Genomic DNA, 26134 nt, shown 5'->3' with positions numbered 1-26134 from the left:
CCTCACCTACAATTAAAAACACGACATCAGCACCATAAATAGACTTGCAAAAAATATAACATCATTGTTTTCAATCTGCCATTTATGGGATTGACCGTTTTCTTTTGACACGGAGTTCAACAATGTTCGGCATAATTATATCTGTCATCGTATTAATTACGATGGGCTATTTGATCCTGAAAAACTACAAACCTCAGGTGGTGCTGGCTGCCGCAGGTATCTTCCTGATGATGTGCGGTGTCTGGTTAGGGTTCGGTGGTGTACTCGATCCCGCCAAAAGCAGCGGCTACTTGATCGTCGATATTTATAATGAAATCCTGCGCATGCTGTCCAACCGCATTGCCGGATTGGGGCTGTCGATTATGGCGGTGGGCGGTTATGCCCGCTACATGGAGCGCATAGGGGCCAGTCGCGCGATGGTGAGCTTGTTAAGCCGCCCGTTAAAACTCATTCGCTCGCCGTATATTATTCTGTCGGCAACTTACGTCATCGGCCAAATCATGGCGCAGTTTATTACCAGCGCCTCCGGCCTGGGTATGTTGCTGATGGTCACCTTATTTCCGACACTGGTGAGTCTGGGAGTAAGCCGTCTCTCTGCGGTGGCGGTTATCGCAACCACAATGTCCATTGAGTGGGGGATTCTGGAAACGAACTCCATTTTTGCTGCCCAGGTAGCGGGAATGAAAATTGCCACTTACTTCTTCCACTACCAGCTTCCGGTCGCCTCTTGCGTCATTACCTCGGTGGCGATCTCCCACTTTTTCGTGCAACGCGCTTTTGACAAAAAAGATAAAAATATCAATCACGAACAGGCAGAGCAAAAAACTCTCGATAATGTCCCGCCGCTCTATTACGCCATTTTACCTGTGATGCCGTTAATCCTGATGCTCGGCTCGCTGTTCCTCGCCCACATCGGGCTGATGCAGTCAGAACTGCATCTGGTGGTGGTGATGTTACTGAGTTTGACGGTGACGATGTTTGTTGAGTTCTTCCGCAAGCATAAATTACGCGAAACAATGGACGATGTGCAGGCGTTTTTTGACGGCATGGGTACGCAGTTTGCCAACGTGGTAACGCTGGTGGTCGCGGGTGAAATATTTGCGAAAGGCTTAACGACGATTGGCACTGTCGATGCGGTTATCAGGGGTGCGGAGCATTCTGGTCTGGGCGGTATTGGCGTGATGATTATTATGGCGCTGGTCATTGCCATTTGTGCCATTGTGATGGGCTCTGGCAATGCGCCGTTTATGTCATTTGCCAGTCTTATTCCGAATATCGCAGCCGGACTACATGTACCAGCGGTTGTAATGATTATGCCGATGCATTTTGCCACGACGCTAGCGCGCGCGGTTTCGCCGATTACTGCGGTGGTGGTCGTTACGTCAGGAATTGCAGGCGTTTCGCCTTTTGCGGTGGTGAAGCGGACAGCGATCCCCATGGCAGTCGGTTTCGTGGTGAATATGATTGCCACAATCACGCTATTTTATTAAGTCATTAAAAGATAAAACAGGCCGCCAGGGCCTGTTTTGTATTACTTCACAACGCGTAATGCCGGTCGACCACCGCGTGGTGGCTGCGGAGGTTCATCGTCAGGATGAGTGTCATCATCGTGATCTGGCTTATCGCCATCAATAACCGACATAACGGTTTCGTTGTCTGCCGATGCCTCTTCATCATTCATGATGCTGGTATCTTCATCGTAGGCAGCTTCAGGCTCAAACATCGTGCCTGCGCCATTTTCACGGGCGTAGATAGCCAGCACGGCAGCCAGCGGCACAGAAACCTGACGCGGAATGCCACCAAAGCGCGCATTAAAGCGCACCTCATCATTCGCCAGTTCCAGATTGCCGACAGCACGCGGCGCAATGTTGAGTACGATTTGCCCGTCACGCGCATATTCCATAGGAACCTGCACGCCAGGGAGCGTCACATCCACCACCAGGTGCGGCGTGAGCTGGTTATCCAGCAACCACTCATAGAATGCACGCAGCAGATAGGGACGACGTGGTGTTAGCTGTGACAAATCCATACAGATTAACTCCGGCCCAGACGCATTTCACGTTCTGCTTCAGTTAAAGAAGCAAGGAAAGAGTCACGCTCAAAGACGCGGGTCATATAGCCTTTCAGCTCTTTCGCACCCGGGCCGCTGAACTCGATACCCAGTTGCGGCAGACGCCACAGCAGCGGAGCAAGGTAGCAATCGACCAGGCTGAACTCATCGCTCAGGAAGTACGGCTTCTGACCGAAGACCGGCGCAATCGCCAGCAGTTCTTCGCGCAGTTGCTTACGTGCGGCATCTGCTTCAGAAGCTGAACCGTTGATGATGGTGTTCATCAGCGTGTACCAGTCTTTTTCGATGCGATGCATGTACAGACGGCTTTCACCGCGAGCTACCGGGTAAACAGGCATCAGTGGCGGATGCGGGAAACGCTCATCCAGATATTCCATAATGATGCGAGATTCCCACAGGGTCAGCTCACGATCCACCAGGGTCGGAACGCTCTGATTCGGGTTGAGGTCAATCAGATCCTGAGGCGGATTGTCCTTTTCCACGTGTTCGATCTCGAAACTTACACCTTTCTCAGCCAGCACAATGCGGACCTGATGGCTATAGATGTCAGTAGGACCGGAAAACAGCGTCATTACCGAACGTTTGTTGGCAGCGACAGCCATGAAAACCTCCAGGTATAGTCAGAATTTTTACTGCTACCAGCCACCAGGTGGCCAGTCAGAAGTTGTGTTACCCAGTAAGGAACGACTCTCTTTGTTCGAAAATCAAACAAAAAATGAGCAATACCCGACATTTGGGCAGAAAATTGGATGATAGTTTACCAGATTTTGCGACCTTTGTGGTGAGTCGATGCCGGAAATGGGGAAAAAGAGATGCGCTTTAGTCTGAAATAGTTGACTTAGTCCCTTATTGGCGATGTGGTTTTTGTTTTGCCTGTCTGTCAGACGGCAGCAAAAAGCAACTTTCCATTTTTTACGCTGATTCAGAATTTAACCATAAAAAAACCCGCCGAAGCGGGTTTTTTCGCAAATTGTTTTCTGCCGGAGCAGAAGCCAATTAACGTTTGGAGAACTGCGGACGACGACGTGCTTTACGCAGACCGACTTTCTTACGTTCAACCTGACGAGCGTCACGAGTAACGAAGCCAGCTTTACGCAGTTCAGAACGCAGGGACTCGTCGTATTCCATCAGAGCGCGGGTGATACCGTGACGGATCGCACCAGCCTGACCAGAGATACCACCACCTTTAACGGTGATGTACAGGTCCAGTTTCTCAACCATGTCGACCAGTTCCAGCGGCTGACGAACTACCATGCGAGCAGTTTCACGACCGAAGTACTGTTCCAGAGAACGTTGGTTGATTACGATTTTACCGTTGCCCGGTTTGATGAAAACGCGAGCTGCGGAACTTTTGCGGCGACCAGTGCCGTAGTATTGATTTTCAGCCATTGCCTATAATCCCGATTAGATGTCAAGAACTTGCGGTTGCTGTGCCGCGTGGTTGTGCTCGTTACCCGCGTAAACTTTCAGTTTACGGAACATAGCACGACCCAGCGGGCCTTTTGGCAACATGCCTTTAACCGCGATTTCAATCACACGCTCAGGACGGCGAGCAATCATCTCTTCAAAGGTCGCTTGTTTGATACCACCGATGTGGCCGGTGTGGTGATAGTACACTTTGTCAGTACGCTTGTTGCCGGTTACAGCAACTTTGTCAGCGTTCAGAACGATGATGTAATCACCGGTATCTACGTGCGGAGTGTATTCCGCTTTGTGCTTACCGCGCAGGCGACGAGCCAGTTCAGTAGCCAGACGGCCCAGAGTTTTACCGGTCGCGTCAACAACATACCAGTCGCGTTTTACGGTTTCTGGTTTAGCTGTAAAAGTTTTCATTAAAAGCTTACCCAATAAATAGTTACACGTTGGTGAACACCCAAACGTCTTCAATTGTTGAGGTTCACACGACAAAGTCCGGCAAACCTACCCCTTCGAATAGCCTATGCCAGCACACAAAAAGTTTTGGGAAAAAAACTTTCTTGTAACGTGGGGTCGCAGGATTATAGAGAAGTCGGGGTCAAAGATCGACCCCTTTTTGTGATTTGTGCCAGGTTTTAACCCGCTAAATGCTCGCGCTTCAGATACTCTTCGCTTTGCATCTCTTGCAGACGTGACAGGCAACGCTGGAACTCAAATTTAAGTCGCTCGCCCTGATAAATTTCATACAGCGGCACTTCTGCACTCACCACTAATTTGACATGGCGCTCGTAAAACTCATCCACCAGCGCAATAAAGCGCCGCGCTTCGCTCTCCATCAACCGCGTCATAACTGGTACATCAAACAACATGACCGTATGAAAGAGACGTGAGAGCGCAATATAGTCATGCTGACTGCGGGCGTCGACGCACAGCGTAGTAAAAGAGACCGCCAGCGTCTGGTTCTCGACGCCCATTGTCGCTAATGGCCGATGGTTGATTTCTAACGTCGGTGAATTTTCTCGTTTCCCCCCCGCCAGCGCCAACCATAGTTTATCCATTTGCGCCCGGGTTTCATCGTGGAGTGGCGAAAGCCACAGATGCGCCTGAGTGAGTGTACGCAGTCGATAATCAACACCAGCGTCCACGTTCATTACATCACAATGCTGTTTAATGGCATCGATTGCAGGCAGAAAACGCGCACGTTGCAGGCCATTTCGATAAAGTTCATCCGGCGGAATATTTGACGTCGCTACCAGGGTAATACCGCGGGCGAACAGGGCTTTCATCAGACCGCCAAGTAGCATGGCGTCGGTAATATCAGAAACAAAAAATTCGTCAAAACAGAGCACGTCAGTTTCGGCTTTAAAGCGATCGGCAATAATTTCCAGCGGATCGGTCTGCCCCTGTAAGGCAGTTAGCTCTTCGTGCACCCGCAGCATAAAACGGTGAAAGTGCAGGCGCTGTTTCCGCTCTCCCGGCAGGCTTTGATAGAAAAGGTCCATCAGCCAGGTTTTCCCGCGTCCTACACCGCCCCACATATATAAGCCACGCACTGGCGTATGCTTTGTGTCTTCGCGTTTACCCCACAGCTTACCGACCCGCGCCATTAGCCCACTCGTCCTGGGGGCTGGTGGCGTGCTATTGATGAGTTCCTGATAAATAATTTCCAGGCGGCTGACGGCCTCTTTTTGAACGTCGTCGGGTTGATGGCTGCCTTCATTGAGCGCCTTCAGGTATTGCGATGTTGGGGTAACGCTTTGCATGATCTTATTGTTATTCCTTGAATAATCGGTGCGCCGTTGTTCACGGTTGACGAAAAAAAGGCCGTTCTACACTACGCGATATGCAGTCGGGATTCCACTTCTGTGGAATTAACGGTTATAGTGGCATAATCAGCCGCAGGCATGGAGCCTGAAGCCAACACCCTACGGAAACAAAAGACAACGGGAGATGTTCATGACCTGGGAATATGCGCTAATTGGGTTAGTCGTCGGCATCATTATTGGTGCTGTGGCCATGCGTTTTGGTAATCGTAAACTACGCCAGCAACAGGCGTTGCAGTACGAACTGGAAAAGAATAAAGCTGAACTGGACGAGTATCGCGAAGAGCTGGTTAGCCACTTTGCCCGCAGCGCGGAATTACTGGATACCATGGCGCACGACTATCGCCAGCTGTATCAGCACATGGCGAAAAGCTCCAGCAGCCTGCTGCCGGAACTGTCTGCTGAAGCAAACCCGTTCCGTAATCGTCTGGCAGAGTCTGAAGCCAGCAACGATCAGGCACCGGTGCAGATGCCTCGCGACTATTCTGAAGGCGCATCCGGCCTGCTGCGTACTGGCGCGAAGCGCGACTAATTTATTTTTCGGGCGCAGCCATTGCGCCCTCCTCTTCTCTCCCTCCCCGACTATCATTTAATCTGGTGTCTCATTGTTAGCCGTCTGAAAATTCAATAACATCAAACTGTTTTGAATCTCTTTTCTTATCATTCAGGTACGAGAGCAGGAATAATGAAAAAACAAACCCAGCTGTTGAGTGCATTAGCGTTAAGTGTCGGGTTAACTCTCTCGGCGTCATTTCAGGCCGTCGCGTCGATTCCAGGCCAGGTTGCCGATCAGGCCCCCCTCCCCAGTCTGGCTCCAATGCTGGAAAAAGTGCTTCCGGCAGTGGTGAGCGTACGGGTGGAAGGAACGGCCAGTCAGGGACAGAAAATCCCGGAAGAATTCAAAAAGTTTTTTGGTGATGATTTACCGGATCAACCTGCACAACCCTTCGAAGGTTTAGGCTCCGGTGTCATCATCAACGCCAGTAAAGGCTATGTGCTGACCAACAACCATGTGATTAATCAGGCACAGAAAATCAGTATTCAGCTCAATGATGGGCGCGAGTTTGATGCAAAACTGATTGGTAGCGATGACCAGAGCGATATCGCCCTGTTGCAAATTCAAAACCCGAGCAAATTAACGCAAATCGCTATTGCCGACTCCGATAAATTGCGCGTCGGTGATTTTGCCGTGGCGGTCGGTAACCCATTTGGCCTTGGGCAAACCGCCACCTCTGGCATTGTTTCCGCATTAGGACGCAGCGGGTTGAATCTTGAAGGTCTGGAAAACTTTATCCAGACAGATGCATCCATTAACCGCGGTAACTCCGGCGGTGCACTGTTAAACCTTAACGGTGAGTTAATTGGCATCAACACTGCAATCCTTGCGCCTGGCGGCGGGAGCGTCGGAATTGGATTTGCCATCCCCAGTAATATGGCGCGAACACTGGCGCAGCAGCTTATCGACTTTGGTGAAATCAAACGCGGTTTGTTAGGCATCAAAGGCACCGAGATGAGTGCCGATATCGCCAAAGCCTTCAACCTTGACGTGCAGCGTGGCGCGTTTGTCAGCGAAGTGTTGCCAGGTTCTGGCTCGGCGAAAACGGGCGTCAAAGCGGGCGATATTATTACCAGCCTCAACGGCAAACCGCTGAATAGCTTTGCTGAGTTGCGCTCTCGTATCGCGACCACCGAGCCGGGCACGAAAGTGAAGCTTGGCCTGCTGCGTAACGGCAAACCACTGGAAGTAGAAGTGACGCTCGATACCAGCACCTCTTCGTCGGCCAGCGCTGAAATGATCACGCCAGCGCTGGAAGGTGCAACGTTGAGCGATGGTCAGCTAAAAGATGGCGGCAAAGGTATTAAAATCGATGAAGTTGTCAAAGGAAGCCCAGCTGCTCAGGCTGGCTTGCAAAAAGACGATGTGATCATTGGCGTCAACCGCGATCGGGTGAACTCGATTGCTGAAATGCGTAAAGTGCTGGCGGCAAAACCGGCCATCATCGCCCTGCAAATTGTACGCGGCAATGAAAGCATCTATCTGCTGATGCGTTAATGTCGTAAACCGGGCATCAGGCTGACGTGTGATGTCCGGTTAACTCGTGGTATGCTGCTGCCGTTCCCTTTTTTAATGACGCCTCCATCATGTTTGTGAAGCTCTTACGTTCCGTTGCGATTGGATTAATTGTCGGCGCTATTCTGCTGGTTGCCATGCCTTCGCTGCGCAGCCTTAACCCGCTTTCCACTCCGCAATTTGACAGTACCGATGAGACGCCTGCCAGTTATAATCTGGCGGTTCGCCGCGCCGCGCCAGCGGTGGTTAACGTTTACAACCGTGGTTTGAACACCAACTCTCACAACCAGCTTGAGATCCGCACCCTGGGATCCGGTGTAATCATGGATCAACGCGGTTATATCATCACCAATAAACACGTCATCAACGACGCCGATCAGATCATCGTCGCCTTACAGGATGGACGTGTATTTGAAGCATTGCTGGTGGGATCTGACTCTCTAACCGATCTGGCGGTACTTAAAATTAATGCCACTGGCGGTTTACCTACCATTCCGATCAATGCACGTCGCGTACCGCACATTGGCGACGTGGTACTGGCGATCGGTAACCCGTACAACCTCGGGCAGACCATTACCCAGGGGATTATTAGTGCCACGGGTCGAATCGGTCTGAACCCGACCGGGCGGCAAAACTTCCTACAAACCGATGCTTCCATTAACCACGGTAACTCTGGCGGCGCGCTGGTGAACTCGCTGGGAGAACTGATGGGCATTAACACGCTGTCGTTTGATAAGAGTAACGATGGCGAAACGCCGGAAGGTATCGGCTTTGCGATTCCTTTCCAGTTAGCAACCAAAATTATGGATAAGCTGATCCGCGATGGTCGCGTGATCCGCGGCTACATTGGTATCGGCGGACGCGAGATCGCACCACTGCACGCGCAGGGCGGTGGTATAGATCAACTGCAAGGGATCGTGGTTAATGAAGTGTCACCTGACGGCCCGGCGGCGAATGCGGGTATTCAGGTCAACGATCTGATTATTTCGGTGGATAACAAACCGGCCATCTCTGCTCTGGAGACGATGGATCAGGTGGCAGAAATTCGCCCTGGCTCGGTGATCCCGGTTGTAGTGATGCGTGATGATAAGCAGTTAACGCTGCAGGTCACCATTCAGGAATATCCGGTAACCAATTAAGTCGAGTGCTCAAAACAAAAAACCGGAGTCTGTGCTCCGGTTTTTTATTATTCGCTAATCAATTACTTATTAACGAACTCTTCGCCCAGGGCGATATCTTTCTTGAGCGTATCCAGCATACCTTCCAGCGCGTTCTGTTCAAATGCGCTCAGGGTACCGATAGATTTACGCTCTTCCACGCCGTTTTTACCCAGCAGCAGCGGTTGAGAGAAGAAACGGGCGTACTGACCGTCGCCTTCAACGTAGGCACATTCGACAACGCCTTGTTCGCCCTGCAGTGCACGAACCAGAGACAGGCCAAAACGTGCAGCTGCCTGGCCCATAGACAGGGTTGCAGACCCGCCACCGGCTTTCGCTTCAACCACCTCAGTACCCGCGTTCTGGATACGTTTGGTCAGATCAGCCACTTCCTGCTCGGTAAAACTAACGCCAGGAACCTGTGACAGCAGCGGCAGAATGGTAACACCAGAGTGACCGCCAATAACCGGCACTTCAACTTCGCCTGGCTGTTTGCCTTTCAGTTCCGCAACAAAGGTGTTGGAACGAATGATATCCAGCGTGGTAACGCCGAACAGTTTGTTTTTGTCATAAACACCGGCTTTTTTCAGCACTTCAGCAGCAATTGCAACTGTGGTGTTAACCGGGTTAGTGATAATACCAATGCACGCTTTCGGGCAGGTTTTCGCAACTTGCTGTACCAGGTTTTTCACGATGCCGGCGTTAACGTTAAACAGGTCGGAACGATCCATACCCGGTTTACGCGCTACACCTGCAGAGATAAGAACGACATCTGCGCCTTCCAGCGCCGGAGTCGCATCTTCACCAGAAAAACCTTTGATTTTCACAGCAGTAGGGATATGGCTCAGATCGACAGCCACACCGGGAGTCACTGGAGCGATATCATACAGAGAGAGTTCTGAACCTGAAGGCAGTTGGGTTTTTAACAGTAGTGCAAGCGCCTGGCCAATACCGCCAGCAGCGCCGAGGACTGCGACTTTCATCCTAAACTCCTTATTATATTGATAAACTAAGATATGTTGCTCCGCTGCCGCGACCTTAATCCACAAAATTGCCGTTTACAATGACCACATCTCAAGAATGTGTAGTCACGCAAGTTTAGCGTTTATGCATTTAATTGCCGTAATCAGGAACCTAACTTACGTAATTAACAGTCGCTTATGCATTAGCGCAACATTCCAACAGGTGGTGACAATATACCCTACCGTTCAGCCAAAACAACATCAATTTGATAACAATTAATTTACTTTTAAGCAGAATTTGCATGCCGTGACGCAGGCATGTTTCTCAATAACGAAATTTGATAAAATCCCGCTCTTTCATAACATTATTTCAGCCTTCTTCAGGGCTGACTGTTTGCATAAAAATTCATCTGTATGCACAATAATGTTGTATCAACCACCATATCGGGTGACTTATGCGAAGCTCGGCTAAGCAAGAAGAACTAGTTAAAGCATTTAAAGCATTACTTAAAGAAGAGAAATTTAGCTCCCAGGGCGAAATCGTCGCCGCGTTGCAGGAGCAAGGCTTTGACAATATTAATCAGTCTAAAGTCTCGCGGATGTTGACCAAGTTTGGTGCTGTACGTACACGCAATGCCAAAATGGAAATGGTTTACTGCCTGCCAGCTGAACTGGGTGTACCAACTACCTCCAGTCCATTGAAGAATCTGGTGCTGGATATCGACTACAACGATGCAGTTGTCGTGATTCATACCAGCCCTGGCGCGGCGCAGTTAATTGCTCGCCTGCTGGACTCACTGGGCAAAGCAGAAGGTATTCTGGGCACCATCGCTGGCGATGACACCATCTTTACCACCCCTGCTAACGGTTTCACCGTCAAAGACCTGTACGAAGCGATTTTAGAGCTGTTCGACCAGGAGCTTTAATCTCTGCCCCGTCGCTTCTGGCGGCGGGGAAAATGTTGCTTATCCCTCTCAACCCCCTGCTTTCCCCTGCGATTAATTTAACGAATAGTGCGTTTTACTGCGACATATCATTCACACAATGAATACATACGGTAAAAAAAGCACATTATGCAAAATTCATTATCTAATTGAAAATACTAGAATTAAAAATAAATAACCGTGTTTTTAATTCTTTTTTGTTATTAAAATTCACATTTTTAACACTTAGTATCAACTGAAACAGTTAGTGTGGTATTAATTAGTTCAATAATTAGTGTATACTTGATTTTGTGATATGGGTCACGAAACAAAGGCCCAGCTAAAAGATTATGTCGAGGTAAAAATCATGAAAATCAAAACCACTGTTGCTGCATTAAGCGTACTTTCTGTTCTCTCTTTCGGTGCATTCGCTGCCGACTCCATTGATGCTGCACAAGCACAAAATCGTGAAGCAATCGGGACCGTATCCGTAAGTGGTGTGGCGTCTTCGCCAATGGATATGCGTGAAATGCTGAACAAAAAAGCGGAAGAGAAAGGCGCAACGGCCTACCAGATTACGGAAGCTCGTAGCGGTGACACCTGGCACGCTACGGCTGAACTGTACAAATAAACCCTCATCGTCTTGTCCGACGATATTGCCCCCGGTTCGGGGGCTTTTTTTTGCGCTAATGACGAACATTAAAACGCAAATGCCCTTCCAGCTCTTCCTCTGCCTCATCAAACAGCAATATTAACGCGCCAAAACGGCGACGCGTTTTCTCTCCCAGATGAACAAATTCAATCTCAAGTGGTAGCGGCAGGACATCGTTCATTAACACATCCCATAGTGAGTCGAGATCGCGTACCTTATCTTTCGCCAGACCAAAGGCTTGGCTGAAGTCGCGATAAAAATCCTCCTGACTCTCAATCTCATCAAAATCAAAGGTATAAATATTCATCTGTTGCCACCGTCACGTTTCGCGGCGAGTTCTGCCGTTCATCGCTAAGTATAGCCATGAAAAAACCGACGCTTTTGGCGTCGGTTTTGACTTAACTATCGGTCAACGCATGTTGATACTTATGGAGCATCCCCGCCAGCCGATGAACCGGTTCCGTCACCTGCGGTGGCGCTTGCCAGATGCGTAACTTTTCCTGGTAGATTTCAAGTTCTTCCAGCAACTGGCCAAAGTACCGACGACGTTTATCATCGCTACGGGCAGATATCACATGGTCTGCTGTGCGGCGCATTTGTCGGTGAAACGCTGATAAATCCTCGTTAACCGGGATCGGCGCATCACGCAGGCGCTGGTGCGCGATAATCATCGTCAGCGCCAGGCGAAATTTCGGCAAATCCCCTGGGAACTTATTCATCAGCAAAAACAGCTGCTGATAAAGTGCCGGGAGGTGGTTCTCTTTACGACGTGCCACATTGGTAGTCATCGCGGAAACAGCGGCAGAAACAAACTGATTAAGCAGTACACGTCCAGTCCTGTCGCGCGATTTATCCCGCACCAGCAAAATAACGGTGAACGCGAGCACACAGCCGACGATTTGCCCTAATGCGCTGTCGAGAAACTGACTGAAATGGAAAGTCATCGGGTTATCCAGCACGATAATATTTATGGTGCTGGCCAGTGCCCCCATCGAGCCCAGTCGCCGTTTCTGTACTTCTATACCGAGGAAGAATCCCAGCACAGCCAGGCTAATACACAGCAGCAACATGCTCTGTTGGGTATTAGGGATAATCACCAAAAAGTAGAGCAGCCCTAACGGCAGCGCGGCCAGCGTCCCGTAGATAAAGTCGATCGCCACCATGCGTGGATTCGGCAAACGCATTGCCAGTGACGTCACTACCGCAATCATCACCATTGCACCACTACCGGAAGTCCAGCCCGTCCACAGCCAGAAAAGCGTTCCCAGAATGCAGGAAAGTGTGGTTCGCCAGAAGTTAACCATTGCATGATGACGTTCGGCTGACTCTACTTTTACTTCCGGTTCACCTTGCAGGATCTCTTCTTCGGTGGCGTTGATTTTTGTGTTACTGATAACGCCGCGCTTGAGAAGCTGATAACGCGTTGCCGCCGCGACCCAGCTATAAATGGTGACAGGCGTTTCCCGTTCCCCGGTCCAGGCGATAACTCTTCGCAGGCGTTTGAGCTGCTTGTGGACGTCCTGCGCGGTTTCTACCGGCGTGTCAAAAAATTCGCGGAAAGTATCAGTGATCAATTCCGGGCGCGTATTCTGAATAAGATAAGTTTCGCAGGATTGGGTAATCAGCGTCAGCGATAGCGTATTGATCGCTTTTAAACGTCGATTGGCCCGCGCCCAGCGGGAAGATTCCATATTCAGGTTGCTGCGCATGCCTTGTAGCGCCGTGGTGCGTCGCACCAGGTCGCCCCAGGCTTTATCGACAACTTCACCATCGCCATGCTTGATACAGAGTTGCATTAATTGATATTGCGCGACCAGCAAACTTTCCAGCTCTCGATCCACTTCTTGTTTGATCGATCGCGGAGAAAAGAGCAAATCCGCCATAATCGCACACACAATACCGATAACGATCTCGCTACAACGTTCGACGGCAAACTGCGGCGTAAGCAATGGTTCCGGCTGAATGGTGATCACAATGATCAGCGCGGTATAACCGGCCAGCCCCCACGCATACGAGTTTTCTATTCGTACCAGCGAGGATATCCAGGTACAAAAACCGGCCCAGATACAGCACACCAGAATCATCAATAATGGTGCGCGGATCATCGCAATGATGATCACCAGTCCGGCAATACAGCCAATAAATGTGCCGATGATGCGCAAAAAGCCACGATAGCGAATAGCGCCAGAATACGGTTCACCTCCCGCAGCAAAGGCCGGACCGGCGGCAACAATCGCCGCTGTCAGTACCGCCCAGCGTGGCGTTTCCAGCTGGAAGTGAAAGCCAACAAACAGCGCCAGTACAATGGCGGTCGCCAGTTTTACCGCAAAGCGAATATGTTGATTAGCAATGGAGAAAATACCCATCGTGATTAACCAAACTCACGCAGGCGATGGGCCATTTTACGGAAGAACGAATCCTGGCTTTCGTCGCGATCTTGTTTGCCAGTGACCACCACTGTAGCAGTGGTGCCCGCAGGCCAGATGTTCTCTTGCTGGTTGTCGAGACGAATACGAACCGGAACACGTTGCGCCAAACGCACCCATTCAAGGTTAGAGTCGATGGTCGCCATCCCTTTGTCGTCACGCGTGCTGCTGGCGTTGGTGACCCCAGCGGCAACACTATCAACAGTCCCTTTCAGCACTTTGTTACTGCCAAGCGGCGTGATCTCTGCACGATACCCAGGGCGCACCCCTTCCAGCTTAGTTTCTTCCATATAGGCCAGTACATAGAAAGAGTTCTGTTTCACCAGCGCAACCGCCGTTGATCCACGAGTAATAAACTCACCGGTATAGACGTTGAGGTTGGTCACCCAGCCATCCGCTGGCGCGCGGATCACCGTGCGTTCAAGATCCAGTTTTGCCAGATCGCGGGTCGCCTGCGCTTTCGCTAACTGATGCAGAACCGTTTGTAGTACGTTGTTGGCCTGGTCGATCTCTTCGCGAGACATCGCCTGCACACCGAGACGGTTACGACGTCCGGCCTCCTGGCGTTTCTCCTGTGCCAGTACCTGATAATAAGCAACATCGGCTTGCGCTTCCTCAAGCGCCTTTTGATAGCGCGGCTGGTCGATGGTGAACAGTACCTGTCCTTTTTTCACCAGCTGGTTATCATGAACATTCACCTGGGTAATGAGTCCAGAAACGTCCGGCGCGATCGCAACGACGTCAGCGCTAAAGCGCGCGTCACGCGTCCACGGGGATTCGGTGTAATAGACCCAGGCATTAAAAATTGCGATGAAGGCCAGAATGACTAATACGACCGTGATGGCCGTACGGGAGAATTTTCTTATTAGTGTTTTCACTTCAACCTCAAACGAACAGTCGCGATATCAAATAAAACAAGCAGCAATAGAGCGCGGTGTTGAACAGCGCCGGATGCCAGACAAAGTCGTAGATACCTGTTGGCACAAGTACCCGGCGCACCAGCCAGAAAATCGCCAGTGATAAAAGCAATTCAAAAAATATCGGTGGGAAGGACAGCCCAAACACCACGATAACGGGAAACAGACTCATGTTGACCTTGGTTGTATAGAGAGAGCAGGCGTTATTATTTTCAGCATCTGTCGCCGCAGAGAAGGGCATGGAAAGCCGGGCGAGAGCAACATTGCTGTAGATTGATATTTAATATATTAGCGTAACTGTTATGCTGTTATCTATATTATGTGATCTAAATCACTTTTAAGTCAGAGTGAATAATGGAACGACTAAAACGCATGTCGGTGTTTGCCAAAGTAGTTGAATTTGGCTCTTTTACCGCCGCCGCCAGACAGCTACAGATGAGCGTTTCGTCCATCAGTCAGACGGTGTCAAAACTGGAAGATGAGTTGCAGGTAAAGCTGTTAAACCGTAGTACACGCAGCATTGGCCTGACCGAAGCCGGTAGAATTTACTACCAGGGCTGCCGTCGGATGCTTCATGAAGTGCAGGATGTTCATGAGCAACTGTATGCCTTCAATAACACCCCCATCGGGACGCTGCGCATTGGCTGTTCTTCAACTATGGCACAAAATGTTCTTGCCGGGCTGACAGCAAAAATGTTGAAAGAATACCCAGGTTTGAGTGTCAATCTGGTTACCGGAATTCCTGCCCCCGACCTGATTGCCGACGGTCTGGATGTGGTGATCCGCGTCGGCGCGTTGCAGGATTCCAGCCTGTTTTCCCGCCGTCTTGGCGCGATGCCAATGGTGGTGTGCGCCGCGAAAAGCTATCTCACACAATACGGCATACCGGAAAAACCCGCCGATTTAAGTAGCCATTCATGGCTTGAATACAGCGTGCGGCCCGACAATGAATTTGAACTGATTGCACCGGAAGGGATCTCGACTCGCCTGATCCCGCAAGGGAGATTTGTGACTAATGATCCGATGACGCTGGTGCGCTGGCTAACGGCGGGTGCCGGGATCGCCTACGTGCCGCTGATGTGGGTAATCAACGAGATCAATCGTGGGGAGCTGGAGATCCTGCTGCCGCGTTATCAGTCAGATCCACGCCCGGTTTATGCGTTATATACCGAAAAAGATAAGCTGCCGCTGAAGGTACAGGTCGTGATCAACTCGCTGACGGATTATTTTGTTGAGGTCGGTAAATTGTTTCAGGAGATGCACGGGCGCGGGAAAGAGAAGTAATTCATATTGTACTGTTACGTTGTTCAAAACTGTGCCAACGGGTTCCCCTCACCCTAACCCTCTCCCCAAAGGGGCGAGGGGACCGTTCGTGCACGAGGTAGGATTAATTATCCTTCTGAAAATACTGAAATTATTACGCAGTACCGCCAACAGTCAGGTTATCAACTTTCAGCGTTGGCTGGCCCACGCCAACCGGCAAACTTTGCCCTTCTTTACCGCAGACACCCACGCCGTTATCCAGTTTCAGGCCGTTGCCAACCATCGAAATCTGCTGCATGGTTTCGATACCGGAACCAATCAACGTTGCGCCTTTCACCGGCTTCGTTACTTTACCGTTTTCAATCAGATATGCTTCTGAAGTGGAGAAAACGAATTTGCCGGAGGTGATATCCACCTGACCGCCACCAAAGTTCGGTGCATAGATACCGTACTCAACGGATTCAATAATTTCCTGCGGGGTCGATTTACCCGGCAGCATATAGGTGTTGGTCATACGCGGCATGGGCAGATGGGCGTAGGATTCACGGCGACCGTTGCCAGTCGGCGTCATCCCCATCAAACGCGCGTTGAGTTTATCCTGCATGTAGCCTTTCAGAATGCCGTTCTCAATCAGCACGTTGTACTGGCCTGGCGTACCTTCGTCATCAATCGCCACCGAACCTCGGCGATCGACCATCGTGCCATCATCAACCACGGTACACAGTTCTGAAGCCACCAGCTCCCCGACCTGTCCACTAAATACTGAAGTGCCACGGCGGTTGAAGTCGCCTTCCAGACCGTGACCTACCGCTTCATGCAACAGCACGCCCGGCCAACCTGCGCCAAGTACTACCGGCATGGTGCCCGCTGGTGCAGCAACGGCAGAAAGATTGACCAGCGCCATACGCACTGCTTCTTTTGCCCATGCATCCGCACGGACTTCGCCGTCGAGATCGGCAAGGAAGAACTCATAACCAAAACGACCGCCGCCGCCACTGGCACCGCGTTCGCGTTTGCCATCTTCTTCGACCAGAACGCTCACGGAAAGACGCACCAGCGGACGGACATCCGCCGCTAGCGTGCCGTCGGTGGCCGCAACCAGAATTAATTCATAGACACCACTGAGGCTGGCAGTCACTTCCTGTACGCGCTTGTCCGCTTCGCGGGCAACCTTATCGACGCGACGCAGGATATCCAGCTTCTCTTCACGGCTCATGCTTTGCAGCGGATCTACCGAGGTATACAACGGGCTATGCTCTACCGCGCCCAGCGTCTGTACTTTGCCATCACCGCTATCACGGACGATGGTGCGCGCCGCTTGCGCACTCTGTTCCAGCGCCAGCAGGCTGATTTGGTCAGCGTAAGCAAATCCGGTTTTTTCACCGCTGATTGCACGCACACCAACGCCCTGATCGATGTTGTAAGAACCATCTTTAATAATGCGGTCTTCTAAAACCCAGGATTCGTGATAGCTCGACTGAAAATAGAGATCGCCATAATCAAGGCGACGTTCGGCCAGTTGACCGAGGATCGCGAACAAGTCCTGATGTTTCAGGCCGTTCGCCGCTAGCAATTGTTCACTTACCAGGTTCAGACTCATCGTTTTTGCTACTCGTTAGTTACTGCAGTAGAGGATTTTTTACGGCTGCCGGATGCGGCGTGAACGCCCTGTCCGGCCTACGGTTATGTTCTGGCTCGTTGGCCTTTGGCAACGATTATCCTATGAGATTGGGGCAATTACGCGCCCTCGTCAAATCATTGCGCTTTTTCTTTACGCGGTTGGCGCAACACTTCGTTGATTTGCGGATCGTCCAGCGGACCCGAAATGTGATAGCGCAAAATGGAGACTTTGCTCCACAGCGGCCCCAGCACTTTACTGGCGGCAAACACTGCCGCGCCAACAATGGGGTTAACCGCAAAAGCCGCAGCCACGCCCACCGTCGCAGAAATCTCTGGTGCGACAACCGCTTCCATATTCAGGTCGCGACGTACCAGATTTACCGACCCTTTCATGGCGATATCCGCCTCCAGGCCATCCACCAACGTGTCGTCGGTGTGCATAACGCCGTCTTTAATCCACGCGGTGCTGCGAATGGAGTCAAAATAGAACCCTTCGCCAAAAGTGTCTCTGAAATCAAAACGCAGCTTACGCATCAGGGCATCTACGCTCAATAAGCGCAGCAATTGCCCAGCATGTCCGGTATTGATTTCGGTAATTTCGCCTTTACCCAGTTGAGTATGAATGATGCCATTCAACGTCGCCTCATCTGGCTGCCACGGTGCTTTACGCCAGTGTAAATCGTAATCCACATTAAATGACGACTGCCGTATGGGCGTCGTGACACCAAAAAATTCTGCGGCGGCATCAATTTTCTGCCCGCGCAGTTTTCCTTTCAGCGAGGTACGTTCATTCCCCGGATTATTAACCCATTCACCATCGGCAGTAATCCGCGAGAAACCGGTATCAATCAGTCCATTGGTCAGCGTTAATGTATCGCCAGAAATGGTGAGATCACTGTCAATGCGACCGAATTTTTGCCCCCAGAACCAGCACTCTGTGCATCGTATTTGTGCGTCCGGCCAGCCACGGAAGTTAATGCGCTCCGTTGTCGGGAAAGGTGATGACGGCGTTGAATCACCACGAGTTTTCGCCACGCTCGGGTTGTAATAAAGATATTTGATATTCGCCAGCCACGGCGCGTTATTACGCATCGCCAGCGTGGCGTTGATTTCACGCCCTTGCGCCTCAACCAGGGTGCCATTTGCCGTCGGTTGCGAAACAATACTCAGGTTATTCCATTGCTGATTTCCCAGCGACAACATAGGCGTACGTAACGTTATGTGTTGTGGGAAACTCGCTGCACCACCGACACTCTCCGCCGCGCCTTTCTGGAACAGGGCCAGCCACTCGGCACCATTCATCGGCGGCATATTGAGTTCAACACCACTTTGTTCCGGCAACGGCGGGAGCGTTTTACTGTCTGCCGCCCAAATAACACGATCGAGCGTCAGCTTTTGACCAAGCAACCAGCGGCTATTGAAATGGTTATCCGCACCAGCCTGTCCGGTTAATTCAAAGCTGTTGAGATTGCCATCAACCTTAACGTTTACCGCTAGTGGTTCACCCGCAGGTTTGGCTAACGGTGAAGGTAAGTGACTGCTCACATTCTTCAGATCGCCATTCAGCTCTACGTTATAGGTCGCGCCAGCATGATAAGGCAGATCAATGCCCACTTTACCATCCCACGCCACGCTGCCACTCAATGCTTCGTTCACCGCTTCAGGCAGAACGCCGGTTTTCGCTGGTTGCCAGTTACCGTTGAGATTCACCGCGACCTGGTAGGCTTTTGCCCCTTCTTTTGTGGAAAAATCCACGTTCAACGGCTGATTAAACCAGCTTGCTGTCAGTGGTTCACTTTGCAGATCGCCATTGATAAAGCTGAATTTACCGCTCAAATTTTTCAGGGTGCTGTCGAGTGGTTTGATAAACAAACTGTTATTACGCAGCGTCACATCACCTTTCGCGGTTACCAGTTCGCCATTCAGCGGGATATCAAGATGTAAGCGAGCATTCACATCGCCGTCGAGCTGGAGTTCTTGCAGGGTCGCCCCCAGAGAATCTTTCAGCGGTGTCTCATCAAAGTAAGGGCCAACGGCTTTACCCGGACCTTTAATGTCAGCGTCAATCAGCAGTTTTTCTTTCGAGTAGTCAGGGATCACTGCGGTGAGATTACTCGCGCGCACGCCGCCCAGATTAACGCCATCGGTTTTCATCCATAAACCGTCGTTAATAAAGTCCAGTTCAATATCAAGGTTAGTTAATGCAGGCCAGTCCGGCTGGAAGGCAAACTTCGCGTTGCGCAGCGGCACCAGCACTTCAAACTGACCTTCGTTGTGTTTATAGGGGAAGAGTTGCGGATTGCCACCATAAACCAGCGTCGCGTTATCCGCTTCACCGCCCTGAATCGCGCCACTTAAGTAATCAACCAGGTCTTTACCCATCAAGTTTTCCGGGAAATAGCGCCAGGCTTGTGAACCATCATCGGTACTGATGCCAGCCAGAATACCCAGCCAGGGTTCATCGTTAGCAGGTTGCAGGTAACGAAAACCGCCGCGCGCATGGACGGCTTTGGCTTTAACGTCAATATTACGCCCATCCAGCTGGAAACCTTTGTCATTGTTCAGCCAGCTTATAGTTGCCTGGCCGTCGGCGATTTCCAGTGGCGCACGGAATACCGTTTCGTAAGGCATCTTTGCCTGCTTCATCGACGCGGTAAGCAAACCATTTTCAACGCTGCCGGAAAGCGTCCCGGAGAAGTGTTCCGCACCCGGTAATAATTTCCATTGCTTCCAGGCCAGATCGCTCCACGATGCCTGAAAACGGGTCTTGTCTGCCGCCTGAAGCGGGATATCCAGCGCCAGAGTGTTAATCTTGCCGCTCGGTTGTGTGGAGCGCCAAACATCACCCAGTGCAGGTGAAAGTTTCGCGGCCAGCGGGCGTATGCCCTCCAGGCCTGCCAGCTCCAGATTACTGGCGCGAATCCGGAGTTCGTCACTGCGTTTATTGTCTTTGCCGCCAACGTCCTGTTCCGGTATCCAGGCCAGCGTCAATGCTCCGCTCGGCCAGGGTTTGCCGTCCATCGTGATCCGTGTATCGGGAATAGAGAACTGCCAGCCCGGATTTTCACGCGTAATATGCGCGGTCAGATTATCCACCGACAGCGTATGCGTTTGCTTCTCGCCCAACCAGCTGGCACCGCCCTGTTTCAGCCAGACGTCACCGCCGGTTACATCGCCTTTGTCGATCGTCATCCAGCCTTCAAGGGAGAACTGTGCCGTTTCCAGCGCAATATTGTCCTGCATCCATTTACCGAGCCACGGCTTCAGGTCGATGTCATCCGCCTGGAGCCAGACGCGACCATTGCTTAACAACCCCTCATCATCGCGCAAATCCATGCGCACCTGCATCACGCCGTGCTGTCCGGTAAGGCTGGAGAGGCTTACCAGGCCTTCCGCACGGTGTCGACGTGGATCGTTCAGCCAGGTGAGTTGTGGGATCGCCAGCTCGGCGCGCTGACCGGATGGCGTCAGGAAACTGACTTCACTGTCGCGGAGATCGAAATGGTCAAATTGACGAAGAAACAGATCGCTGATGTGACTGGCTTCCAGACTGTCATCGCTACCACCGCTGGTGATAGGAGTGTTGGTGCGAAAGCGCAGCTGCCAGAAAGTGAGGTCGCGAAACTGCCAGCGCATATGTAACAGGCTCTGCCAGACATCCAGCGCCAGAGTAACGCGTTTAACCGAAAATTCGCCGCCATCTTTTAGTTCTGCACGGATGTCGTGTGCTTCAAGCGTCGGGCCAAAATTCTGCCAGCTGGCTGAGAGCTGACTGGCTTCAACCGGCATGCCAGTCGCGGATTCTATTTTGTTGAGGATTTCCGGACGCCAGGCGTCAAGATGCGGTAAAGCAATACGCAGGCCGCTAACCAGCAGGGCAGCGATCACAACGAGCGCGGCTCCAGTAAGCAGTAAAATCCCCGGCAATCGCCTCACCCGTCACTCCTTGTCTGCTAAATATGTGACTCAAAAACCCTTTGCCGGATGGCGGCCCAGCATCTGTTTACATCATTACGACGTCAAACTGCTCCTGGTTATAGAGCGGTTCAATTTGTACTTTAACCTGTTTACCAACGAAAATTTCCACTTCCGCCAGCGAGTGTGACTCTTCGCCTTTCAAGGCTTCAGCTACTGCCGGAGAAGCATAGACCAGGAAACGGTCGGAGTCGTAAGCATGGTGGACACGAACAATCTCGCGCATGATTTCATAGCATACCGTTTCCACGGTTTTCACCGTTCCGCGACCGTGGCAGGTTGGGCATTCGTTACACAGTACGTGCTCAATGCTTTCGCGGGTGCGTTTACGCGTCATCTCCACCAGCCCCAGCGCCGAAAAACCATTAACGCTGGTTTTCACCCGGTCTTTGCTCAACGCTTGCTCCAGCGAATGCAGCACGCGGCGGCGGTGATCTTCATTATTCATATCGATGAAATCAATAATGATAATCCCGCCCAGATTGCGCAACCGTAACTGGCGAGCGATAGCCTGCGTCGCTTCAATATTGGTATTGAAAATGGTGTCGTCCAGATTGCGATGACCGACAAACGCTCCGGTATTGATGTCCACGGTGGTCATCGCTTCGGTCTGGTCGATAATCAGATAACCACCGGATTTCAGTTCTACTTTGCGTTCCAGCGCTCGCTGGATTTCGTTTTCGACATCAAAGAGATCGAAAATCGGCTGGCGTCCGGTGTAATGCTCCAGCTTGCTGGTCATCTCGGGAATGTACTCCGAGGTGAACTCAAGTAATGCTTCGTAAGTCAGGCGTGAGTCAACGCGAATGCGGTCCAGTTCGGCATCGGCGAAATCACGCAGAACACGCTGCGCCAGCGCCAGTTCGCCGTACAGCTGATAACGGGTCTGCGGGCGTTTTTTACGCTCCATAACTTTGGTCCAGACGCGTTTCAGATAAGCGGCATCGGAGGCCAGTTCAGCCTCGCCAACCCCTTCCGCTGCGGTACGGATGATAAACCCGCCCTGCTCGTCGCAATACTCTGCGACCACTTTTTTCAGGCGTTCACGTTCTGATTCGCTTTCAATACGTTGGGAAACACCAACGTGAGAAGCCCCTGGCATAAAGACCAGATAGCGAGAAGGCAGCGTGATATCGGTGGTCAGGCGCGCCCCCTTAGTGCCAAGCGGATCTTTCACCACCTGCACCATCAGATCTTGCCCCTGACGAACCAGTTCCGAGATGTCGCGCACCGTGAATTGCTTTTGTTCTTCACCCGCCACACATTCGGTGTGCGGCATGATGTCAGATGCATGAAGAAACGCGGCTTTATCCAGCCCAATATCTACAAAAGCCGCCTGCATACCCGGAAGTACACGACTTACACGACCCTTGTAGATATTGCCTACTATTCCGCGTCGCGCCTCACGTTCAATATGAATTTCCTGCAGAATACCGCCATCAATATACGCCACTCGCGTTTCCGAAGGCGTTACGTTTACTAACAATTCAGCCGTCATGTTTATCCCTTTTCTCACGCAGTGCGTTAAAATTACTTAATAATTCATACGTTTCAACCAGCGGTAAGCCGACTACGGCGTGATAGCTGCCATTTATCTTCCTGACAAAACAGCCACCCAGCCCCTGAATACCGTATGCACCTGCTTTATCTAACGGTTCACCGCTGGCGACATAGCCCGCGATGTCTTCGTCTGTTAACGTTCTGAAAGTCACATCGGTGACCACCAGGCAATCGAGAATGTGCTGGCTGTCGGCCAACGCCACTGCCGTCATCACCTGATGGGTCTGACCCGATAATTTGCGCAACATCTGCGCCGCATGCTCTGCGTCGCGCGGTTTCTCCAGCACTTCTCCGTTCAGGATAACGATAGTATCCGCACCCAGCACCGGGAGATCCTGCGCCGTTTGCGTGACACCCGCCCGTGCTTTCTCGCGCGCCAGACGCACAACATACTGCTGCGCGCTCTCCTGCGGCTGACGCTGCTCCTCAATGCCCGTAACAATACGTTCAAAGGTCACGCCAAGTTGCGCAAGTAACTCCTGACGACGCGGAGAACCGGAAGCTAAATACAGAGAAGTCATAGAAACCTTTATTGCACTGCAAACTGCTGACGGACTTTACGCATCAGCAAGAAAATCCACGGCCAGAGCACCCCATTGACTACACTACTCCAGAACACTTCCGGTCTGAAAGAGACGTTAATCACTAAAAACTCTGCCCAGAAAACAATAATATCCACCACCAGCGAAAGCAACATGACGACCAGCGCCTGCTGCCATAATGCGAGGTTACGGAAAAGCTGGTATTTCAGCGCCACCAGGTAAGCAATGATGCTCATCGCCAATACGCGTACGCCAAGCGTCGAGCCGCTGATCAGATCCAGTATGGCACCCATCACAAAACCTGTGCCCACATTTACGCGATGGGGCAAGGCCAGGATCCAATACAACAAGATGAGTAACACCCAGTTTGGCCGGAAAACAATCAGGTTATCCGGCCAGGGCATGATTTGCAGCAAAAGCGCAATGAGGAAAGAGAGCCAGATTACCCAGCGTCCCTGGCTACGATAGCTCGCCACTATTGCCCTCCCGGCGCACGCGCAGGCGGTTGAGCACCACTTTGCGGCGGCGTAGCCCTTTGTGGAGAGCGATTAGCAGCGGGCTGTGTCGGCGCAGCAGGCGCAGTAGCTGCATTTCCTGTCGTGGGTTGCTGCGGAGTCGGCTGAGCGATCCCCGTTGCCGGTTCAGGTAACTTTGGCCCCATCGCGTCTGGCGAAGGCAATACCTGCGGCATCATCTGCATCAGACGTTCATTAGCAACACGATGCACCTCTTCCGGCGTCATCGGGTTAGCGCCGTTACGATCTGCCCCCCACAGCAGCAGCAGATAACGCAAACGTTGCAGCCCTGCAGTCGGACGCGCCTGAATCACAGTATAAGCGCGCTGGGTATCGAGTTTTACGGAAGAGACAACCGCGACCGGATAGCCTTCCGGGAAACGACCGCCCAGACCGGAAGTCACCAGCACATCACCAACACGAATATCCGTATTCGCCGGCAGATGCTCAAGCTGCAAATCATCCGTACAACCGTTACCGGCTGCAATTACGCGGATATCGTTGCGCAGCACCTGGATTGGCAGCGCGTGGGTCGCATCACAAATCAGCAGCACGCGACTGGTCAGTTTAGCGACGGCCACCACCTGACCAACAACACCTTTGTCGCTGATGACCGGCTGGCCTTCATAAACGCCATTAACGCTACCTTTATCGATAACAACTTGATCGCTATAAGGATCGTTAACCGTGGAGATAACCTGAGTCACCATTTTCTGCTCATCCTGACGCAGCGGGGAACCCAGCAGCTCGCGCAGACGCGCGTTCTCCTGTTTGTATTGTCCAAGCATCAGCAGTTCACTGTTTTTCAGCAACAGTTCCTGACGTAACGCCCGGTTTTCAAGTTCTAGTTGGTCACGCGAGGCCAGCGTCTGCGATACGCCATCCAGCAATTCACGAGGAGCATTGGAAACAAAGTAGAAAGGACTGACGGCGGTATCCATATAAGTACGGATTTGACTGAACGTCCCCAGGCGGCTGTCGGCAATAATAATGCCGAGCGCCACCAGCACCGCCAGAATAAGGCGAATCTGTAGCGACGGGCCACGGCTAAAAATTGGCTTCATAAGTTATGCGTATTCTCGTATCAGACCAGGCAGGGTAAACAGACGCTTCCCCTGCCTGCATCCGATTACTCTTCGCTGAACAGGTCGCCGCCGTGCATGTCGATCATTTCCAGCGCTTTGCCGCCACCGCGCGCCACACAGGTCAGCGGGTCTTCAGCAACAACGACTGGAATGCCGGTTTCTTCCATTAACAAACGGTCAAGGTTACGCAGCAGTGCGCCACCACCGGTGAGTACCATGCCGCGCTCGGAGATGTCGGAAGCCAGTTCCGGCGGGCACTGTTCCAGTGCAACCATTACCGCGCTCACAATACCGGTCAGCGGTTCCTGCAGTGCTTCGAGGATTTCGTTGGAGTTCAGGGTAAAACCGCGTGGAACACCTTCTGCCAGGTTACGGCCACGAACTTCGATTTCACGGACTTCATCGCCCGGGTAAGCCGAACCGATTTCGTGCTTGATACGTTCTGCGGTGGCTTCACCGATCAGAGAACCGTAATTACGACGCACATAGTTGATGATAGCTTCGTCGAAACGATCACCACCAATGCGCACGGAAGAGGAGTAAACCACGCCGTTCAAGGAGATAACAGCAACTTCAGTGGTACCACCACCGATATCAACCACCATAGAACCGGTCGCTTCAGAAACCGGCAGGCCAGCACCAATTGCGGCAGCCATCGGTTCTTCAATCAGGAAGACTTCACGGGCACCAGCGCCCTGCGCGGATTCACGAATTGCGCGGCGTTCAACCTGGGTCGCGCCAACCGGTACACAAACCAGAACGCGCGGGCTTGGACGCATAAAGCTGTTGCTGTGCACTTGTTTGATGAAGTGCTGGAGCATTTTTTCAGTCACGAAGAAGTCGGCGATAACGCCGTCTTTCATTGGGCGAATGGCAGCAATATTGCCCGGCGTACGGCCCAGCATCTGCTTCGCGTCATGACCTACTGCAGCTACGCTTTTCGGTGAACCGGCACGATCCTGACGAATGGCCACCACGGAAGGCTCATTCAATACGATGCCTTGTCCTTTTACATAAATGAGGGTATTCGCAGTACCCAGGTCAATGGACAAGTCATTGGAAAACATGCCACGAAATTTTTTCAACATACTAAGGGATAATCCTGAAAGCTGGGGCGGAAAAGAAAATCCGCTTACTTTACCAACCACACGCAGCA

The 26134-nt window shown here is 51.7% G+C and carries 24 protein-coding genes; 7 read left to right on the top strand and 17 right to left on the bottom strand.

Annotated features, from left to right (window positions below):
- Nucleotides 1–122: 122 nt before the first annotated feature.
- Nucleotides 123–1490, top strand: coding sequence for an anaerobic C4-dicarboxylate transporter DcuC (gene dcuC / locus OQV04_RS02275; protein WP_032281669.1), 1368 nt, complete (start codon nucleotides 123–125; stop codon nucleotides 1488–1490).
- 41 nt (nucleotides 1491–1531) lie between these two features.
- Here the strand turns inward: dcuC and sspB are convergent, their stop codons facing one another.
- The 5 genes from sspB to zapE form a co-directional block, all read right to left on the bottom strand.
- Nucleotides 1532–2029 (bottom strand): ClpXP protease specificity-enhancing factor, encoded by a 498-nt coding sequence (gene sspB / locus OQV04_RS02270; RefSeq protein ID WP_000366129.1) that lies wholly within the window; start codon nucleotides 2027–2029, stop codon nucleotides 1532–1534.
- Between the two features lie 5 nt (nucleotides 2030–2034).
- A complete protein-coding gene (gene sspA / locus OQV04_RS02265) occupies nucleotides 2035–2673 on the bottom strand; it encodes a stringent starvation protein SspA (RefSeq protein WP_000257293.1) in 639 nt (212 codons plus the stop codon).
- Nucleotides 2674–3067: 394 nt separating this feature from the next.
- Nucleotides 3068–3460 carry a 30S ribosomal protein S9 gene (gene rpsI / locus OQV04_RS02260; RefSeq protein WP_000829818.1) on the bottom strand — a complete coding sequence of 131 codons (393 nt, stop codon included), beginning with the start codon at nucleotides 3458–3460 and terminating at the stop codon, nucleotides 3068–3070.
- A gap of 15 nt (nucleotides 3461–3475) precedes the next feature.
- Nucleotides 3476–3904: a 50S ribosomal protein L13 gene (gene rplM / locus OQV04_RS02255; RefSeq protein ID WP_000847559.1), complete on the bottom strand. Its 429-nt coding sequence runs from the start codon at nucleotides 3902–3904 to the stop codon at nucleotides 3476–3478.
- A gap of 218 nt (nucleotides 3905–4122) precedes the next feature.
- Entirely contained in the window at nucleotides 4123–5250 is a 1128-nt protein-coding gene (gene zapE / locus OQV04_RS02250; RefSeq protein WP_001192334.1) for a cell division protein ZapE, read from the bottom strand.
- A gap of 193 nt (nucleotides 5251–5443) precedes the next feature.
- On the opposite strand from zapE, the gene zapG reads away from it, so the two are divergent.
- From zapG to degS, 3 genes are all read left to right on the top strand, one after another.
- A complete protein-coding gene (gene zapG, locus OQV04_RS02245) occupies nucleotides 5444–5842 on the top strand; it encodes a Z-ring associated protein ZapG (protein ID WP_001295270.1) in 399 nt (132 codons plus the stop codon).
- Between the two features lie 153 nt (nucleotides 5843–5995).
- Entirely contained in the window at nucleotides 5996–7363 is a 1368-nt protein-coding gene (gene degQ / locus OQV04_RS02240) for a serine endoprotease DegQ (protein ID WP_032281670.1), read from the top strand.
- Nucleotides 7364–7452: 89 nt separating this feature from the next.
- Nucleotides 7453–8520, top strand: a complete 1068-nt coding sequence (gene degS / locus OQV04_RS02235) for an outer membrane-stress sensor serine endopeptidase DegS (RefSeq protein WP_113813103.1) — start codon at nucleotides 7453–7455, stop codon at nucleotides 8518–8520.
- 62 nt (nucleotides 8521–8582) lie between these two features.
- Here degS and mdh read toward each other — a convergent pair whose 3' ends face one another.
- Nucleotides 8583–9521: a malate dehydrogenase gene (gene mdh / locus OQV04_RS02230; RefSeq protein ID WP_001295272.1), complete on the bottom strand. Its 939-nt coding sequence runs from the start codon at nucleotides 9519–9521 to the stop codon at nucleotides 8583–8585.
- 434 nt (nucleotides 9522–9955) lie between these two features.
- Between mdh and argR the strand changes: the two genes are divergently transcribed.
- Complete coding sequence (argR, locus tag OQV04_RS02225) at nucleotides 9956–10426, top strand: transcriptional regulator ArgR (RefSeq protein ID WP_001257846.1); 471 nt, start codon at nucleotides 9956–9958, stop codon at nucleotides 10424–10426.
- 364 nt (nucleotides 10427–10790) lie between these two features.
- Nucleotides 10791–11054 carry a peroxide/acid stress response protein YhcN gene (gene yhcN / locus OQV04_RS02220; RefSeq protein ID WP_000695690.1) on the top strand — a complete coding sequence of 88 codons (264 nt, stop codon included), beginning with the start codon at nucleotides 10791–10793 and terminating at the stop codon, nucleotides 11052–11054.
- 55 nt (nucleotides 11055–11109) lie between these two features.
- On the opposite strand, the gene OQV04_RS02215 is transcribed toward yhcN, so the two are convergent.
- The 4 genes from OQV04_RS02215 to aaeX form a co-directional block, all read right to left on the bottom strand.
- Nucleotides 11110–11382: a barstar family protein gene (locus OQV04_RS02215; protein ID WP_001029005.1), complete on the bottom strand. Its 273-nt coding sequence runs from the start codon at nucleotides 11380–11382 to the stop codon at nucleotides 11110–11112.
- Between the two features lie 91 nt (nucleotides 11383–11473).
- Entirely contained in the window at nucleotides 11474–13441 is a 1968-nt protein-coding gene (aaeB, locus tag OQV04_RS02210) for a p-hydroxybenzoic acid efflux pump subunit AaeB (RefSeq protein ID WP_000510962.1), read from the bottom strand.
- A gap of 5 nt (nucleotides 13442–13446) precedes the next feature.
- Nucleotides 13447–14379 carry a p-hydroxybenzoic acid efflux pump subunit AaeA gene (aaeA, locus tag OQV04_RS02205; protein WP_000854033.1) on the bottom strand — a complete coding sequence of 311 codons (933 nt, stop codon included), beginning with the start codon at nucleotides 14377–14379 and terminating at the stop codon, nucleotides 13447–13449.
- Nucleotides 14380–14386: 7 nt separating this feature from the next.
- Entirely contained in the window at nucleotides 14387–14590 is a 204-nt protein-coding gene (aaeX, locus tag OQV04_RS02200) for a p-hydroxybenzoic acid efflux pump operon protein AaeX (RefSeq protein ID WP_000051841.1), read from the bottom strand.
- A 182-nt stretch (nucleotides 14591–14772) separates the two neighbouring features.
- Here aaeX and aaeR point away from each other — a divergent pair, with 182 nt between their 5' ends.
- Nucleotides 14773–15702: an HTH-type transcriptional activator AaeR gene (aaeR, locus tag OQV04_RS02195; protein WP_000440317.1), complete on the top strand. Its 930-nt coding sequence runs from the start codon at nucleotides 14773–14775 to the stop codon at nucleotides 15700–15702.
- A gap of 133 nt (nucleotides 15703–15835) precedes the next feature.
- On the opposite strand, the gene tldD is transcribed toward aaeR, so the two are convergent.
- The 7 genes from tldD to mreB all read right to left on the bottom strand — a co-directional run bounded on the left by tldD (nucleotide 15836) and on the right by mreB (nucleotide 26066).
- Nucleotides 15836–17281 (bottom strand): metalloprotease TldD, encoded by a 1446-nt coding sequence (tldD, locus tag OQV04_RS02190; protein ID WP_332641593.1) that lies wholly within the window; start codon nucleotides 17279–17281, stop codon nucleotides 15836–15838.
- A 155-nt stretch (nucleotides 17282–17436) separates the two neighbouring features.
- Nucleotides 17437–21237 (bottom strand): AsmA2 domain-containing protein YhdP, encoded by a 3801-nt coding sequence (gene yhdP / locus OQV04_RS02185; RefSeq protein ID WP_099145049.1) that lies wholly within the window; start codon nucleotides 21235–21237, stop codon nucleotides 17437–17439.
- Between the two features lie 67 nt (nucleotides 21238–21304).
- Nucleotides 21305–22774, bottom strand: a complete 1470-nt coding sequence (gene rng / locus OQV04_RS02180) for a ribonuclease G (protein WP_000123197.1) — start codon at nucleotides 22772–22774, stop codon at nucleotides 21305–21307.
- Complete coding sequence (gene yhdE / locus OQV04_RS02175; RefSeq protein ID WP_032281673.1) at nucleotides 22764–23357, bottom strand: nucleoside triphosphate pyrophosphatase YhdE; 594 nt, start codon at nucleotides 23355–23357, stop codon at nucleotides 22764–22766. The genes rng and yhdE overlap by 11 nt, the downstream gene beginning before the upstream one ends.
- Nucleotides 23358–23365: 8 nt before the next feature.
- Nucleotides 23366–23854, bottom strand: a complete 489-nt coding sequence (gene mreD, locus OQV04_RS02170) for a rod shape-determining protein MreD (RefSeq protein ID WP_000179409.1) — start codon at nucleotides 23852–23854, stop codon at nucleotides 23366–23368.
- Nucleotides 23854–24957, bottom strand: a complete 1104-nt coding sequence (gene mreC / locus OQV04_RS02165) for a rod shape-determining protein MreC (RefSeq protein WP_000802516.1) — start codon at nucleotides 24955–24957, stop codon at nucleotides 23854–23856. The genes mreD and mreC overlap by 1 nt, the downstream gene beginning before the upstream one ends.
- 65 nt (nucleotides 24958–25022) lie before the next feature.
- Entirely contained in the window at nucleotides 25023–26066 is a 1044-nt protein-coding gene (gene mreB / locus OQV04_RS02160) for a rod shape-determining protein MreB (RefSeq protein WP_000913396.1), read from the bottom strand.
- Between the last annotated feature and the right edge of the window lie 68 nt (nucleotides 26067–26134).

The sequence above is a fragment of the Escherichia sp. Lx600-2 genome, assembly GCF_036662595.1.
In the GTDB taxonomy this organism is placed as follows: Bacteria; Pseudomonadota; Gammaproteobacteria; order Enterobacterales; family Enterobacteriaceae; genus Escherichia; species Escherichia coli.
The sequence above is the reverse complement of the archived record's forward strand: the minus strand, read 5'-3'. Positions and strand labels throughout refer to the sequence as shown.